The organism is Actinobaculum sp. oral taxon 183 str. F0552 (assembly GCF_000466165.1).
Taxonomy (GTDB): Bacteria; Actinomycetota; Actinomycetes; order Actinomycetales; family Actinomycetaceae; genus Peptidiphaga.
This window is the reverse complement of sequence record NZ_KE951412.1, coordinates 17,529-31,614: the sequence shown is the minus strand read 5'-3', so window position 1 is coordinate 31,614 and position 14,086 is coordinate 17,529. Positions and strand designations below refer to the sequence as shown.

The window sequence follows — 14,086 nt, the reverse complement described above, 5'->3', positions numbered from 1 at the left end:
GTTCGAGGACGTGGATGAGGTCGGCGTCCATGATGGTGGAGAGTCGGTGTGCGACGACGAGGACGGTGTGGTTGCCGCGGAGGTTTGTCAGGACGTCGCCGATTTGGCGTTCGTTGTGGGAGTCGAGGTTGGCGGTGGCTTCGTCGAAGAGGAGGATTTTCCTGCCGGAGAGCAGGGAGCGGGCGATGGCCAGGCGTTGGCGCTCCCCGCCCGAGAGAGCCGCCCCCGACTCCCCGACCAGAGCCTCCAAGCCCAGTGAGGACCGGGAGGCCAAGTACTCGAGGTTGACGGCGTTCAGCGCGGCCAGGCATTGATCGTCTGTGATGTCCGGGGTGCCTAGGGTGAGGTTTTGGCGGAGGGTTCCGCTCAGGACGGGTGAGTCCTGTTCGACGTATCCCAGGTGGCGGCGTAGGTCTTCTCGGGAGTAGTCGCGGATGTCCTTGCCGAAGACGCGGATGGCTCCGCCGTCCACGTCGTAGAACCTCTCCACCAGTTGCAGGACCGTGCTCTTGCCCGCACCCGACGGCCCCACAATCGCCACACGCTTTCCCTGCGGCACGACGAGATTGAGTCCGTGGAGGACGAGTGAATCCGAATCGTCCTCCGGTTCTCGGCCGAATTTCCTCTCTCGGTAGGTGAAGTAGACGTCCTCGAACTCGATGGCCAAAGGGGTGCCGCCGTCGGGGGAAGCGCCGGCGGCGGGCAGGCCGCGTGTGGACGGAGCCGCTAGAACGGCGTGCGGAAGGAGGTTCGCGATGTCGAATTCGTCTTCCTGCGGCAGGTCGAAGATCTCGTTGACGCGCTCGAGGGAGGCGAGGGATGAGTGGAGTTCGGAGACCGCGGCCATCATCTGGCTCAGGGGCGACATGAGGATGAAGAGCAGGGAAGCGAACTGGATCAGGCCCGCCATGGACAGCGCCCCCGTGCTCATGCGGTAGGCGCCGGTGAGGATGACGACGATGGCCGAGACCTGGAGCCCCGCAGTGGCGATCGGCATGACGACCGATTGGACTTTGGCGACTTTCAGGCAGGCCTGCCAGGTGGTCTCGACCTGTTCGTCCAGGCTGGCCGATTCGGAGGCGGTGGCGTTGGCGGCCCGGATCGTGCGGATGGCCGTCATGTCGCGCTCGACACGAGATGTCAACTCGCCCAACTCGTGCTGGGCCGCCAAACTGGTCCCCTGGACTACGCGGCTTATCACGGCGATCAAGATGCTCAACAATATGATGAACGTTACAGCGGTGCCCAGCAGGACGGGGTCGATGACGAGCATGATGACTCCGGCGCCCAGAATGAGCGGGATGCCGGTGGTGCCGGCCACGAAGATCTGGAGGAAGCCCGTCCGCAGACGGGCCGTGTCGCTGGCCACCCTGCTGATCAGGTCACCGGTGCTGCGTTCGTCGTACTCCTTGATTTGCAGGCGCAGGAGGTGCCTGCTGAGCTTCCTCCTGGCGTCGTTGACGATCGACTCGCCCACCTTCTGCAGATAGTAGTGCTGGAACACCGTGGCCACGCCGGACGCCAGAATCAACCCCAGGAAAGCGCCGACCAGCCTGATGCCGGGAAGGGTGAAGGATCCCGAGCTGAAGAACTTGGCGATGAAGCTGGGAATGGCGAGCGTCAACCCCGACCCCAGGAGGGCTAGGATCCCCGCGAGGGCGAGAAGCCCGCGCCGATTTCCCGCAAGGGTGAGCAGATCACCGGGGCTGGCGGGAGTGGTCGCCGGGCTTTCCATGACCTCGTTGAGTTCGGCGACCATGCCGGTCGAATCGGAGGCTGAAGATTCGACGTCACCTTTCGCTCGAACCTCGACGCTCTTCGTGTACTCCCTCAGCTCTTCGTTTTCCATGATGGGCACTCCGCCGACTTCGACCCAGGCGTGGCCGCGGAAGGGTTCGACGGCGAAGCCGCTGCACCAGGTGATCGAACGCCGCCGCAGCTTGGCGGCCCGGGCCACGGAGATCGACCGGAGAAGGCACCCTTGACGGCTTCGAGCCCTTCCGCTCACGGAGCAGACGGCGGCTCGGTCCTTGTAGGCGGATTCGATGTCGGTGACGGGGTATTTGGCGGCCCATCGCCCGATGACCCGCTCGATGCGCTCGGGCTTCGATTTGGCCAGGCGGTTGGACATGAGCACGGCCGCCCGCGCCCGCATCCGATCCCGGAAGCTGGTCTGGGCGGACTGTTCGGGGAAGAGATGAATCGTCATTTCACGACCTCGAGTTCCTTCATCTGGAGAAGGAAGTTCCGCACGTCTTCGGCGGCGACGTCGAGGCTGACGTCGTACGCATCGACGACTCGCTCGACTATCGCCTCCGAGCCGAGCCCTTCGCCGAGGGCTCGGACGATCAGGAGCCCCAGCTCGTTGACCTGGTAGTACTCGCCCCGACGGGCGTCGAACAGGACGGTTCCCTGCTCGCCCTCGATCACCGACACACTGGGAGCGAGGGCGGGATCCCGGGTTTCACTCTTCTTCCTTCTAGCAAACATGGCGTGCCCATCTTTCAATAGACGCGAGCTCCTGCAGTTCGAACAGGAACTCGCTGGAGAGCAGTTTCAATGAGAATTTTTCCCTCAAGACATTCACATCTATGATACCTAGGTCGGCGAGAGCGCCGCCTGTCAGATCGCGTTCCATTTGATCCTTCTGGCGGCTTATGGAGGTGTAGGCGTCGCTTGAGTACTCGCCTTTCGTCGCCCGGGCGAAGATCTCCCGCGGCATAAGGCCGCGCATGGCCTTGTAGAGCATCGGCTTGTTGAGGGAGGCGTGCCGCTGCATGCCCATCGGCAGGGCGAGTGCGGCGTGGATGACCTGCGGATCGAGGAACGGCGACGTCCACTTAGGCCCGGAGTCGGAGAATACATCGCCCAATTGCTGGGTGATGCTCGCCTGCATGAGCAGCGACTCGAGAGCCTGGTGGACGGTCCGATCCCGATTCAGCGGCTGAATGCCGCTCGGATCGAAGGGGAGGTCGAGGGCCAGGTTCTTACCGCGCTCGGACATGTAGGACGGGAAGGCGAAGTGCCCGGACCAGGCCAGTTCGTCCTTCCGCGTCGTTCCGTGGGCGGCGAGTTCGTGGAACTCGCGGGAGAGCCATTCGCCGTACGGGGTGGTGCTGAGGAGGCCGGGAATGCCTCGGCGCAGAGGGATGCGGTTGCGTAGGCAGTATCGGATGGCCATCCGTGGGGCGCCGATGCCCCGCTTTCGCATGAGGGACCACGGGAGCGTGGGCAGGGGGGCGAACAGCTCGTCTCCCCCCAGCCCCGTGAAATGGACGTGTGGGCCTGTGCGCAAACGATCCCTCAGAGCACGCACGTACCCTTCGGTGTCGCTCCACATGATGGGGGTGTCCGGAACGTTGCCGTCGGGATACCCGGAGGTGGCGTCGAAGGTGAAACTCGTCGATCCGATCGGCGGGAAGTCTACGTGCGGAATTCGCAAGTCGTTGATGATGTGGCCCGCCCAGATGTCGTCCAGGTTCCATTCGGAGTTCGCTCGCGCACGGACGCCCGTGAAGTCTACGTGCAGGGCACGCAGCAGGTAGGCGTTGGCTCCCGAGTCGACGCCCCCGGAGATGTCGCAGGTGATGGATGCCGTGCCTTGGCTTCTGCGATGCGTCGCCTCCAGCAGCGCCGTGCGCAGGCGGACGATTCCTGCGTCGACACTGGCGTCGGAGGCGTTTGTGGGAACGACGTCCGGTGGGATCTGGGCGGTCCGGGTTGCCAGATCCTGGTTCACATGCAACACCTCGAAGGGCGCGATCGCACTCACGCCGTTCCACGGCGATATCCGGAAGGAGGCTCCCAAGGGGAAACTGTCGATGAGGGACGCGGAAAGGAAGCAGCCGTTGACGTCGGCGCCGATGGCTTTCGCGATCGAACGGGCGGATGTGGACAGGAGGACTGTACGGCCGTCGATCGCCCAGTAAAGTTGTTGCCCAGACCACGCGGGAACGAAAGCCGTCAGTTCCTCACCGTCGGAGAACACGATGACGCCGGCGTGATCGGCGTCCGTCAGGTCCGTGGCCGCATCCAGATCTGCGACTGTTTCGCGCGTGGGAGGCTCGCCGGGGAACGGTGAGGGCATTCGTGCTCGTGGAACGTCGAGGATTCCGTTCTTCGTGCGCATTCTCGCGCGCGAGCCGCCTCCCAGAACACGCCATGCGACTGGCGCGGGGGGCGGATCCGCGGAGGCGGAATCCGGGAGCGCATCGGAACTTCCCATTAAAACGTCTAACAATGTACAATCCTTCTACCTTGATGGGGGCGGGGCCGATCGAGTTCTCGGCCCCGCCCCTTGTTTGGTGGATCAGAGCTTGGCATCGAAGTAGAACGGAGCCTTCGCCTTGAGAATGTCCCGCCAGGCGCCGAACCAAACGCCGCGAGTGGCCTCGCTGTAGTCGGCGATCTTCTCGATCATGGGGGTGGTGTATGCCATGGTTTTCACCTCCTTTGCATTTGTAGAAGTAACCGTTGTGGTGTGGATCCCGGGCAGGGGAGCCACCACAGCTTCCGAGTCGATCAAGCGGATAGGAGCGATGGCGTTCCTTCGATTTCGCTGATCAGGCCCGTGTCGGGGTATTAGAGCCAGATCAGCCTTCCATGGTGCCAATCGCGGAAGTAGCCTCGCGGCCCTCCACGGGTGACATCGCTGTAGGTAGCTAGCTTTTCAATCGTTGGAGTGGTGTATGCCATGGTTTTCACCTCCTTCGTAGTGTGGAAGTAATCGCTGTGATGTGGCTTCTGGACAGAAATAATCACACCACAGCTCCCAATTTGATTGAGCGGCTGGAGAGGTAATGGCACCTTTTTAATTCCACAGTGATAAAATCACCAGAGATTAACAATGGTAAATCTAGCGTGGTTCAAATCATAGGAACGTCCCCGCCGGATGCCGTGAGTAGCTTCAGTATAGTCGGCGATCTTCTCGATCGTGGGGGTGGTGTATGCCATGGTTTTCATCTCCTTCGTAGTGTGGAAGTAATCGCTGTGATGTGGCTTCTGGATAGAGGAGTCAAACCACAGCTTCTGAACCGTTCGAGTAGGCATCGAAGTGATGACACATCTCTTCGATTTTACACTGGTTTTATCAATCGCAATGATGAGCTTCAGTGGATTAGTACCAGAAGTTCCACCATCTGCCCCACCAAACATCACGGGTGTTACCCCATGAACCGCCACGAGTGGCGTTGCTGTAATCGGCGAGCTTCTCAATCCTAGGAGTCGTGTATGTCACGATATTCACCTCCTCCAATATGTGGTATATTCGCTGCCATTCTTCCGAATGGAAGCATAATATGTGAAAACTTCACTATATAATAATCTAATACATTAATTAACTTTTATAATTAATAAAGTATTAAAGTGATGTCCTCACAATTATGTCTTATATGAACATATAATGATTTTGTGTGAATAGATTGACGACTGTCGTGATTAGACAGTGTCACTGATTTTCCAGTTCATTCTCATATGAGGGGGTGGATGAACTGATGAATGAATTTCCGAAACGAACGGGTGAGTTCTTCGGATTGTTATATCTGCACTCTACGTGCCGTGGAACAAGAGTTCAACGATGTACAGAAGTGGGCAAATGAACATTGACAAATCGAAGTGCGTAAGATACTTGCCAGTTTTCTCAGTCAGCCGGATATGACTTTCCGTTGGAAAACCGGGCTTCGTCCACGAGTGGTCCGTATATTGAACGTGGCGCTCTATAAAGAAACGATAACGTCCGCCTGGCGTTCGACTTCTCAGAATGCGAGATGCGATGTGCCGGCTTTCAGCGTGTCGGTGGACCGACTATAGGAGGAGTTTCGCTCCCACCCAGTGGTCGATGAGCCATCGATCGTGAGTGGCGACGACCAGCGTCCCATCCCATCGGGACAGGGCCGCCTCGAGAGCGTCGACGAAGTCGAGGTCGAGGTAGTTCGTCGGCTCATCGACGATGAGAACCTCCGGATCGGCGGCGATCGCCAGGGCGAACTGCACCCGCCGTCGGTTGCCCTCGGAGAGCTCGCCGATCGGACGGCTCCAGTGACGCGGATGGAGTAGGCCCTTGCCTGCCTCTCCTACGCCTACGCGCCAGAGAGCGGCGGTTGCGCCCGGCTGGTCGGGCTCCGGTAGCGACTGCGGTACGTAGCCGATCCTGCCGGCGACCACGATGCTCCCGCTGGCGGACATGGGCTCGCGGCCCTCGACCGGGGGCAGCGGTTCCGATCGGCCGCTGCTCGCCGGGCTCGACTGAACGTCGCCGGCCGCAACGGTGGGCGGCCGCCCCGAGGCCATCCACGACAGCAGGGTGCTCTTCCCGCTGCCGTTGCCGCCGATCACCAGAAGATGCTCGCCCGCGGCGAGTTCGACGGACGTGGGGGCCAGGCGCCCCGGGACGGCGGCTTCGCGCACGCTGACCGCGATTCCGCCGCGCGGGCCGACGGGCGTGAGGGCGATCGAGCAGCCGTCCTCCCGCGGTTTGCGCACTTCGCGTTCGGCCAGTGCCTCCAGCCGCCTGGTGTCCTCGTCGACGCGCCGGGCCGAGACCCGCTGGGCGCGGTCCGCGTAGAACTTCCGGGCCATCCTCACCTCGGATCGCGGTGTGGCGTCCTTGTGGCCGACGTGCCGAGAGACTTCCCGATGCCGCATCAACGCCCGCTTCCGCCGTTGCTGCGCGGTGTGGACGTCGCGGTGGGCGCGGCGCGCGGCGGCCTTGTCGGCGAGGTAGTCCGTGTAGTTTCCCGAGACCCTGTAGGCGCCGAGGACCTCATCCGACCCCGAAGCCGACAGAGCCGCCTGCCAGGGAGCTGTGTCCAGGTCGAGGATCCCGGTGGCGACGTCGTCGATGAACGCCCGGTCGTGGCTGGTGAACAGGACCGGCCCGGACCAGCCGATCATCAGATCGCGCAGGAAGCCGCGGGCCGGCGGGTCGAGGTGGTTCGTGGGCTCGTCGAGGACGAGGCTCGGGGGACGGGCGAGGAGGGCGCCCGCGAGAGCCAGCCGGCTTCGCTGCCCGCCGGACAGCGACGCGACGGTGCGGCTCGGCTCGATCGTCTGAAGGCCCAACCCGGTCAGGACCGAGGCAGTGTGCGCTCCGAGGGCCCAGACGTCGAAGGCATCCATGCACGCCATCACGCGGTCGTATTCGGCGCTCACGTCGTGCCCGGCGGCGAGCCGTTCGGTCAGCTGAACGAAGTGGGCCTCGATCGCCTTGAGCCCGGCGCAGGCGCCGTCGAGGACGTCGCCGACGGTCGCGAGACTGCTCGTTCCGGCGAATCCCGGATCCGGTTTGAGCCGGTGCGCCTCAGCGGGAGATCCGGGCGCCTCGGCTGGCGCATGGCTTCGAGGCGTCTGCGGACTGTGCGGAGCGGGATCGCCCGGGAAGTGCACGGAGCCCGCGTCGGGGGTCAGTTCGCCGACGGCCAGTCGCAGAACGGTGGATTTGCCCGCCCCGTTCGGGCCGACGACGCAGAGCCTCTCGCCCGCCGAGCAGGTGAAGGACAGGTCGGCGATGAGCGGCGAGGACGTGAAGCTGAAATAGACGCGAGAGAAGGAGATGACCGACACGGGAACCCACTGATCGAGAGGTGTACGGGACGCTGGGATACCGGTCAGTCGGACATGGGCCCATCCTACCCCGGCCGGCGTTCGAGCGTCGATATGCGAGTCAGGGCGCCGCGTCTATGGAATTCGACGTCGCCTCTTTTGTCGCGCCGAAGCCCCGTGAGGCGGCGCCGGTGGCCCTGTGCCCCCGGTCGCAGAGCTTCTCCCAGCCGAAGCCCCGTGAGGCGGCGCCGGTGCCTACGGGATCCGACGCGTCCCGTCCTACCGGTGGATGCCGAGACCGCGACGATGCCTCGGGATTCGGTTGCGTCCGCGAAGTCAGACCACCGGATGACGCCGGGGCCGGCGCCTCCGGTCTCTCACGCATAGAATGGGATGGCGCTCACATTCCGGTGGGCGCGGTATGGCAATGGAGGCCTACAACGACTATGGGCGAATATGGTTTCGACCGGGGAAACGACGCAGGAGTCGACGCCACGGCGCAGATGCCGGGGGTCGACGGATATTCCGGATACAGTCCCGGGTACGGAGAGGGGAATCCGGCACCGGCCAAGACGATGGTGACTCGTCGGCGCGCCGTCGTCACCGCCATCCTCTGCTCGGTGTTCGCGTTCGGCGTCAGTGCGGCATACGCGGAGAGCTCGAAGGGGAACGCCGCCGGCGACAAAGCCATGGCATCCCGTTACGAGACGACTAAAAGCGAGCTTTCGGCGACGAAGGCCGAGAACGATGAGCTGAAACAGAAGCTCGAGGCGGCCAACAGCGCCAAGGCGAAGGCGGAGTCCAAGGCCGAAGGGCTCCAATCCCAAGTCGGCACACTCACGTCCGAGCGGGACGCGTGCAAGTCCGATCTCGCGGCCAAGAACGGTTCGTCTGCCGTGCAGCCGACGCAAGGCCAGGCGAACGGCGCGCCGAGCGGAGGGTCGAATGCGCCCTCCGGCACGTCGTCCAGGAGGGCGTCATCCGGCCAATCCGGCCAGGTCCAATCCGGTCAGTCCGGCCAGGCGGGGAACGGCGATTCGGGCTATTCCGCGCCCGCCGCCCCCTCCCAGGAGGGCTCCGTCTACTACAACAACTGCGCCGAGGCCAGGGCCAAGGGCGCCGCCCCCATCCGCCGGGGGGAGCCGGGGTACCAACCCAAGCTCGACCGCGACGGGGACGGAATCGCCTGCGAGAGGAGGTGACGCCCCGAGTCGCTGGACATTCGGGCTCGGTCTGTCACCGGTTGCCGAAACGCTCCGCCATCTTGCGCACCTTCGCGAGGAATCGCGTGCGGGGCTCGTCGTCGACCAGGTTGACGCGCCCGAAGTGCGTCCAGCGGCGCTTGCGGACGCCGAGCTGTTTGACCGCCTGGCCGAGGAAGACCCGCCGCACGCCGTTCTTGCCCGATACGCGGTAGTAGAAGGTCGGGCCCGTCGAGGTCGTGATCGCCCAGGCGGAGCGAACGTGGGTGAGCTTGCCCTTGACCCCCGTGGAGGAAGGGAGGTAGGCCCACTTCTGCTTCATGACCTTGTCGAGGAAGCCCTTGAGGATGGCGGGGACGTCGCTCCACCATATGGGCGAAACGAATATCCACGAGTCGCTGGCCTCGATCATCTTCTGGTAGCGCTCGACGAGCGGGTCGGTGGTCTCGCCTTTGCTGAAAAGCGAGAGCTCCTCTGCGGTGTAGCGTGGGTCGAAGCCGTCGGCGTAGAGGTCGATCACCTCGTACGGCCGTCCGCTGGCCTCTAAGCCCGCCTTGACCTCCTCGAGGATCGCGTGGTTGAACGATCCGTCGTAGGGGTGGGCGTAGACGATGAGGGTTTGAGACATGGTCATGTCCTTTCGTCGATCGTGAGAAGTGCGGTGAATGCGGCTCGGAAGAAGCCGTCGTCGAAGGATGTCGCGCCGGCGGCGACGAGCGCCGAGTACCCCTGTACGAAGCTCCACATGGCGATGAAAAAGCGGTTCTCCGCCTCGGGGGGACGCCCCTGGAGAGCCGTCAGGCGCGCGACCTCCCGCCGTACGAGTTCGAGGAACGGGTAGGCTCCGGCTTCCCGCGGGGCCGAGGCTGGCTGACAGGCCGGCGCGCGCCCGGAGGCCGGCGCGCCCCCGGCTTCGCCAGCAGCGCCGGACCGCCCGGCCTCCCGTGTGCGTGGGAGATCGGCCGTGTTGCCCGGCCCGAACATGACGAACTCGAGGAGCCGCGGATGCCTGCCGGCGAACGTGAGGATGAACTTCCCCATGCCGATCAGAGAGTTCCGCGGATCGGCGTCGACGAGCGGTTCGCACGCGCGGGCCAGCCGCGTGGACATCTCCATGCCGGTCGCCTTCAGGAGGGCGGCCTTGTTGGGGAAGTGCTTGTACGAGGCCGGGGCGGAGACACCGCATTCGTGCGCGACGGCCTTGAGGGTGACGCTTTCCCACCCCGACTGGTCGACGAGCCCGATCGCGGCGTCGATTAAGCGCCGGCGGGTTTGCGTGGACCGCCCGTCCTGAGAATTCGTCATGTAAATAGGTTAATGCCGTTAACCTATTTGGTCAAGTCCGCTGGGTTCGGACGGAGGCGGGCGGCTGGGATCACCCCTCTTCCGCCCGGAGCCGGGGGACGTTCGAGTTGGCCGGTCGTTTGCCGAGCTTGCCCGCGTAGAACTCGCGGATCCGGTCCATGTCGGCTTTGACGTCGCCCGTCAGCGTGATGTTCCCGCTCCAGCCGTACGTGCGGGTGCGCGAATCGATGAAGCCGAGTTGCAGGGGCAGCCCCGTTTCCAGGCAGATTCGGTAGAAGCCGGATTTCCAGTAGTCGCGGCGGGATCGTGTGCCCTTGGGGGCGATGATGAGCGTGAACTCCTCGGAGCGGTTCGCCTCTTCGACCGCCGCCTTGACGACCCCGTGGCCGCCCTCGCGATTCACGGGGACTCCGCCCACCCAGCGGACGATCGGGCCGACGACGGGATTCTTCGCGGCCGATTCCTTGACGAGGAACTTGTAGGGGCGCCCGATGCGCCAGAAGCACATGACCATGAGGAAGCCGTCCCAGTTCGAGGTGTGCGGAGCCCCGATCAGGACCACTTTCTTCGGAAGGGGCTCGTGCACGAACGTCCACCGTGACAGGCGCATGTAGGTTGCGGCGATTGCCTTCTTCAGGCCCATGGGTTCCTCCCGAGTCTCGACGTGGTGGGCGGCTGCCGGCGCCCAGCCAAGTGTACGTCTCGGCGAGGGCCGGTTCGCCTTCGGCCGCCTGGCGGAGGCCCTGCCGGGGAGGGCGCAGATCATGGCGGTGACAGCTGCCCCCGGCTGTCTGGTGGAGGCCCGGTGGCGCAGCGGGAGGGGGCGTTCGGCGGGCGCGAGGCGCTCGGGCCGGCAGGGGCCTGCGCGCGAGGGGAGCGGCCCGAGTCGCCCGCGGGGTTCGGGGCGTGATCGTGCACTGCGGCGCCGGCGCCGAGCGGCCCGGATCGCCTGCGGGTTCGGGCACATCGGCTCTTCTGCAGGGGAATGGGAGCGGCGCCAGAGGCGATCCGGTCGGGCCCCTGCGCGGCGGAATGCGCGTCACAGGGGGAAGGCGTGCGTCACAAGAGGAAGGAGAAGACGGGAGAGTCCGGCTCGAGCTTCTCGATGTGCAGCGGCGAGGCCTCCATGCGGGTGAGGAGGTCGCCGATGCGGGTGCGGTCCTGGATCTCGATGCCGACGAGGGCCGGGCCGGTCTCGCGGTTGTTCTTCTTCGTGTACTCGAACAGGACGATGTCCTCGCCGTCGGTGAGCACGCCGTCGAGGAAGTGGCGCAGCGCCCCGGGCTCCTGCGGGAAGGTGACGAGGAAGTAGTGCCGCAGGCCTTCGTAGACGCTCGAGCGTTCGACGATGTCGTCGTAGCGCGAGACGTCGTTGTTCCCGCCGGAGACGACGCAGGCGATCGGCCCGTCGGGGAGGTCGGGCAGGAAGCGGGCGACGGCGGTGGACGCCAGCGCCCCGGCCGGCTCGGCGATGATCCCCTCCACCTGGTAGAGCTCGAGCATCTCCGTGCACAAGGCGCCTTCGGGAACGGAGACGACGTCGTCGACGAGTTCGCTGGCGATCCGGAAGGTGACCTCGCCCGCGCGGGCGACGGCGGTGCCGTCGGCGAAGGCGTCGATTTCCGGGAGGGTGACGGGCTCCCCCGCGGCCAGGGCGGCCTGCATGGACGCCGCCCCCGAGGGCTCGACGCCGACGATCCTCACCTCGGGATGGAACTCGCGCAGCCAGATCGCGGTCCCGGCGAGCAGCCCGCCGCCGCCGACGGGCACGACCACCGTCGCCGGCTTCTCGCTGGCCTGTTCGAAGAGCTCCTTGACCACCGTGCCCTGCCCGGAGATCGTGCGCGGATCGTCGAAGGGATGGACGTAGGTCGCGCCGTGGGCGCTCGCATACTCCATCGCCGCCGAGGAGGCTTCGTCGAAGGCGGCCCCTCCGACGATCTGCTCGATCCAGCGACCGCCGATGTCGGCGATGCGGGCGCGCTTCTGACGCGGCGTGGTCGAGGGCAGGAATACCTTGCCGTGGATCTTCAACTGGCGGCAGGCGAAGGCGACGCCCTGGGCGTGGTTGCCCGCCGATGCGCACACGATCCCGGCCTCCCGCTCGTTCGCGGGCAGGCCGGAGATGAAATTGTAGGCTCCGCGTACCTTGTAGGAGCGGCCCACCTGGATGTCCTCGCGCTTGAGCAGCACGCTTTGGCGGCGGATCCCCGACAGGCGCAGCGACAGGTCGAGCGGCGTGCGCCGGACGGTCTGGCCGAGCGTCTGCGCGGCGACGACGACGTCCACGCCCGTGGGCAGTGCGGTGTTCATGGTTCAAGTCTGCCATTCCGGCGGCGCGTCGCCCTCACCGGTGCGTCGGGGCTCTGGGCGGGTCCGACGAAGGCCTCACCCGCTTCATCGTCGCCCCGGTGCGTCGGGGGCCCGCCGGGGCGGCCGCCGCCCCGTATCCTTGGGGCATGGATGCGGATGACGCCGACGGCACCACGCTCGACGGTGCCGACGGCCTCGAATTCGAGTTCGAGCGCAAGTTCTACGTGCGCGACCTGCCGCCCGAGGTGCTCGCACACGGATCGAAGCAGGTGATCGTCCAGGCCTACGTCTTCGCCGTGGACGGCTATGCCGTGCGCGTGCGGGTCACCTTCCCCGGCAGAGACGTCGGCCTCGCCCCCTTCGACGAGGCCACCGACCATCTGGGCGCCTACGAGCGGAGGATCCTCGCCGCGCTCCTGTCCGAGTCCGAGGCCGACGCCACCGCGTCGATCGCGGTCAAGTCCCCCGCCGTAGCCGCGGAGCGGTACGAGATGGAGACCGAGGTCGACGTATCGGTGGCCACCCAGATCCTGCGCCGCTCGCCGAACGTCATCCTCAAGAACCGCTATTCGATGTGGTACGACGAAGACGGCTGGGAGTTCGACATATTCGGCGGCCAGAACGAGGGCCTGGTCATCGCCGAGTGCGAACGCCTGGCGCCGGTGGTCGGCTTGAGGATTCCCCGGTTCTGCACCACCGAGGTCTCCGACGACTTCCGCTTCACCAACGACTACCTCTCCAAAGAGCCGTGGCGTCAGTGGAAGGACATGTACGCCGTGGAGCTGGAGGCCCGCGGCCCGCATTTCCTCGACATGCGCTAGGAGCCGGGTGGGATATACGGTAGGGGGACCATCCCCGGTGGGGCGAACGGCGCGCCACGGAAAGCGAGGAGGCAATGAGCGAATCCGACATACCGGTGCTCCCGCCGGCACCGCGCAGCAGAGGGCCGGTGAACGTCGTCGTCATGGGAGTGGCGGGTTCCGGAAAGACGACGGTGGGCATGATGCTGGCGGCCAAACTCGGCTACGTCTACGCTGAGGGAGACGAGTTTCACACCCAGGCCAATCGCGACAAACAGGAGGCGGGAATCCCGTTGGACGATCACGATCGCCAGCCCTGGCTGGAATCGATCCGGGACTGGATGCGCGCCGAGAACGCCGCGGGGCATTCGACGGTCGTGTCCTGTTCGGCCCTGAAGAGGAAGTACCGCGACACGCTGCGCAACTGCCCCACCCGGACGGTCTTCGTCCACGTCGCCCCTCCTCGCTCCCTCAATGAGCAGCGCATCAAGGCCCGCAAGGGCCATTTCATGAACCCCGACCTGCTCGTCAACCAGTACGAGACGCTGGAAGACCTGGAGTACGACGAACTCGGGTTCGTCGTCGACGAGGCCGGGGCGCCCGAGGAGGTCTTCGCCGCCGCCTATACTAAACTGGCGACGCTTTGACAAGTTGGGTATCGCAACCCCTGTTTTCAGGGTTTGTCCAGGAGGGCCTGAGATCATAAACTTATGAATCCAGGGAGGGGCTCCTCCGAAAGGAGGAATAATCCCGGGCCTGCGGCGTTACAGCCGATAAGTAGATAGAGACGTGCGCCCCCTTCGAGGTGTGCGCAAGGGCAAGATGCTTCCATCCCAAATGAGGTGAGCGTGTGGGATTCCGGAATCCTTGCCTAATAGCTGGGTGGTGCGAGTACGCTGCTGTCGACTCGCACCACCCAGCCTTTTG

The 14,086-nt window shown here is 64.8% G+C and carries 13 protein-coding genes; 3 read left to right on the top strand and 10 right to left on the bottom strand.

Features of this window, described 5'->3' with window-relative positions; translation table 11 throughout:
* The 6 genes from HMPREF0043_RS02545 to HMPREF0043_RS02530 all read right to left on the bottom strand — a co-directional run.
* On the bottom strand, positions 1-2,209 hold a 2,209-nt coding region (locus tag HMPREF0043_RS02545), incomplete at its 3' end, for a lasso peptide biosynthesis B2 protein (protein ID WP_021601274.1).
* Positions 2,206-2,490, bottom strand: a complete 285-nt coding sequence (locus tag HMPREF0043_RS02540) for a lasso peptide biosynthesis PqqD family chaperone (protein WP_021601273.1) — start codon at positions 2,488-2,490, stop codon at positions 2,206-2,208. The genes HMPREF0043_RS02540 and HMPREF0043_RS02545, both read right to left, overlap by 4 nt.
* Positions 2,480-4,087 (bottom strand): asparagine synthase-related protein, encoded by a 1,608-nt coding sequence (locus tag HMPREF0043_RS02535; RefSeq protein ID WP_021601272.1) that lies wholly within the window; start codon positions 4,085-4,087, stop codon positions 2,480-2,482. The genes HMPREF0043_RS02540 and HMPREF0043_RS02535 overlap by 11 nt, the downstream gene beginning before the upstream one ends.
* A 222-nt stretch (positions 4,088-4,309) precedes the next feature.
* The gene (locus HMPREF0043_RS11840) at positions 4,310-4,438 is read right to left on the bottom strand and encodes a hypothetical protein (RefSeq protein WP_021601271.1); all 129 of its coding nucleotides are present in this window, start codon (positions 4,436-4,438) and stop codon (positions 4,310-4,312) included.
* Between the two features lie 392 nt (positions 4,439-4,830).
* Positions 4,831-5,214, bottom strand: coding sequence for a hypothetical protein (locus HMPREF0043_RS10960; protein WP_156897484.1), 384 nt, complete (start codon positions 5,212-5,214; stop codon positions 4,831-4,833).
* Between the two features lie 588 nt (positions 5,215-5,802).
* Positions 5,803-7,560 carry an ATP-binding cassette domain-containing protein gene (locus HMPREF0043_RS02530; protein WP_021601269.1) on the bottom strand — a complete coding sequence of 586 codons (1,758 nt, stop codon included), beginning with the start codon at positions 7,558-7,560 and terminating at the stop codon, positions 5,803-5,805.
* Positions 7,561-7,985: 425 nt separating this feature from the next.
* Between HMPREF0043_RS02530 and HMPREF0043_RS11385 the strand changes: the two genes are divergently transcribed.
* A complete protein-coding gene (locus tag HMPREF0043_RS11385) occupies positions 7,986-8,741 on the top strand; it encodes an excalibur calcium-binding domain-containing protein (RefSeq protein WP_021601267.1) in 756 nt (251 codons plus the stop codon).
* Positions 8,742-8,775: 34 nt separating this feature from the next.
* On the opposite strand, the gene HMPREF0043_RS02520 is transcribed toward HMPREF0043_RS11385, so the two are convergent.
* The 4 genes from HMPREF0043_RS02520 to ilvA form a co-directional block, all read right to left on the bottom strand.
* Positions 8,776-9,375: an NAD(P)H-dependent oxidoreductase gene (locus tag HMPREF0043_RS02520; protein WP_021601266.1), complete on the bottom strand. Its 600-nt coding sequence runs from the start codon at positions 9,373-9,375 to the stop codon at positions 8,776-8,778.
* The gene (locus HMPREF0043_RS10090; protein WP_021601265.1) at positions 9,372-10,046 is read right to left on the bottom strand and encodes a TetR/AcrR family transcriptional regulator; all 675 of its coding nucleotides are present in this window, start codon (positions 10,044-10,046) and stop codon (positions 9,372-9,374) included. The genes HMPREF0043_RS02520 and HMPREF0043_RS10090 overlap by 4 nt, the downstream gene beginning before the upstream one ends.
* 70 nt (positions 10,047-10,116) lie before the next feature.
* Positions 10,117-10,689, bottom strand: coding sequence for a 1-acyl-sn-glycerol-3-phosphate acyltransferase (locus tag HMPREF0043_RS02510; protein WP_021601264.1), 573 nt, complete (start codon positions 10,687-10,689; stop codon positions 10,117-10,119).
* A 416-nt stretch (positions 10,690-11,105) separates the two neighbouring features.
* Positions 11,106-12,359 (bottom strand): threonine ammonia-lyase IlvA, encoded by a 1,254-nt coding sequence (gene ilvA / locus HMPREF0043_RS02505; RefSeq protein ID WP_021601263.1) that lies wholly within the window; start codon positions 12,357-12,359, stop codon positions 11,106-11,108.
* A gap of 146 nt (positions 12,360-12,505) precedes the next feature.
* On the opposite strand from ilvA, the gene HMPREF0043_RS02500 reads away from it, so the two are divergent.
* Together HMPREF0043_RS02500 and HMPREF0043_RS02495 are read left to right on the top strand one after the other, a co-directional pair.
* On the top strand, positions 12,506-13,180 hold the full coding sequence (locus tag HMPREF0043_RS02500) for a hypothetical protein (protein WP_021601262.1): 675 nt from the start codon (positions 12,506-12,508) through the stop codon (positions 13,178-13,180).
* A 74-nt stretch (positions 13,181-13,254) separates the two neighbouring features.
* Complete coding sequence (locus HMPREF0043_RS02495; RefSeq protein WP_021601261.1) at positions 13,255-13,806, top strand: gluconokinase; 552 nt, start codon at positions 13,255-13,257, stop codon at positions 13,804-13,806.
* Positions 13,807-14,086 lie beyond the last annotated feature (280 nt).

What these genes read in the sequence shown, in the direction of transcription:
- HMPREF0043_RS02520 (WP_021601266.1), bottom strand. Translation starts at nt 9,375, where the DNA reads ATGACCATGTCTCAAACCCTCATCGTCTACGCCCACCCCTACGACGGA.
- HMPREF0043_RS11385 (WP_021601267.1), top strand. Translation starts at nt 7,986, where the DNA reads ATGGGCGAATATGGTTTCGACCGGGGAAACGACGCAGGAGTCGACGCC.
- HMPREF0043_RS02495 (WP_021601261.1), top strand. Translation starts at nt 13,255, where the DNA reads ATGAGCGAATCCGACATACCGGTGCTCCCGCCGGCACCGCGCAGCAGA.
- HMPREF0043_RS02510 (WP_021601264.1), bottom strand. Translation starts at nt 10,689, where the DNA reads ATGGGCCTGAAGAAGGCAATCGCCGCAACCTACATGCGCCTGTCACGG.
- ilvA (WP_021601263.1), bottom strand. Translation starts at nt 12,359, where the DNA reads ATGAACACCGCACTGCCCACGGGCGTGGACGTCGTCGTCGCCGCGCAG.
- HMPREF0043_RS10090 (WP_021601265.1), bottom strand. Translation starts at nt 10,046, where the DNA reads ATGACGAATTCTCAGGACGGGCGGTCCACGCAAACCCGCCGGCGCTTA.
- HMPREF0043_RS02535 (WP_021601272.1), bottom strand. Translation starts at nt 4,087, where the DNA reads ATGCCCTCACCGTTCCCCGGCGAGCCTCCCACGCGCGAAACAGTCGCA.
- HMPREF0043_RS02540 (WP_021601273.1), bottom strand. Translation starts at nt 2,490, where the DNA reads ATGTTTGCTAGAAGGAAGAAGAGTGAAACCCGGGATCCCGCCCTCGCT.
- HMPREF0043_RS11840 (WP_021601271.1), bottom strand. Translation starts at nt 4,438, where the DNA reads ATGGCATACACCACCCCCATGATCGAGAAGATCGCCGACTACAGCGAG.
- HMPREF0043_RS02500 (WP_021601262.1), top strand. Translation starts at nt 12,506, where the DNA reads ATGGATGCGGATGACGCCGACGGCACCACGCTCGACGGTGCCGACGGC.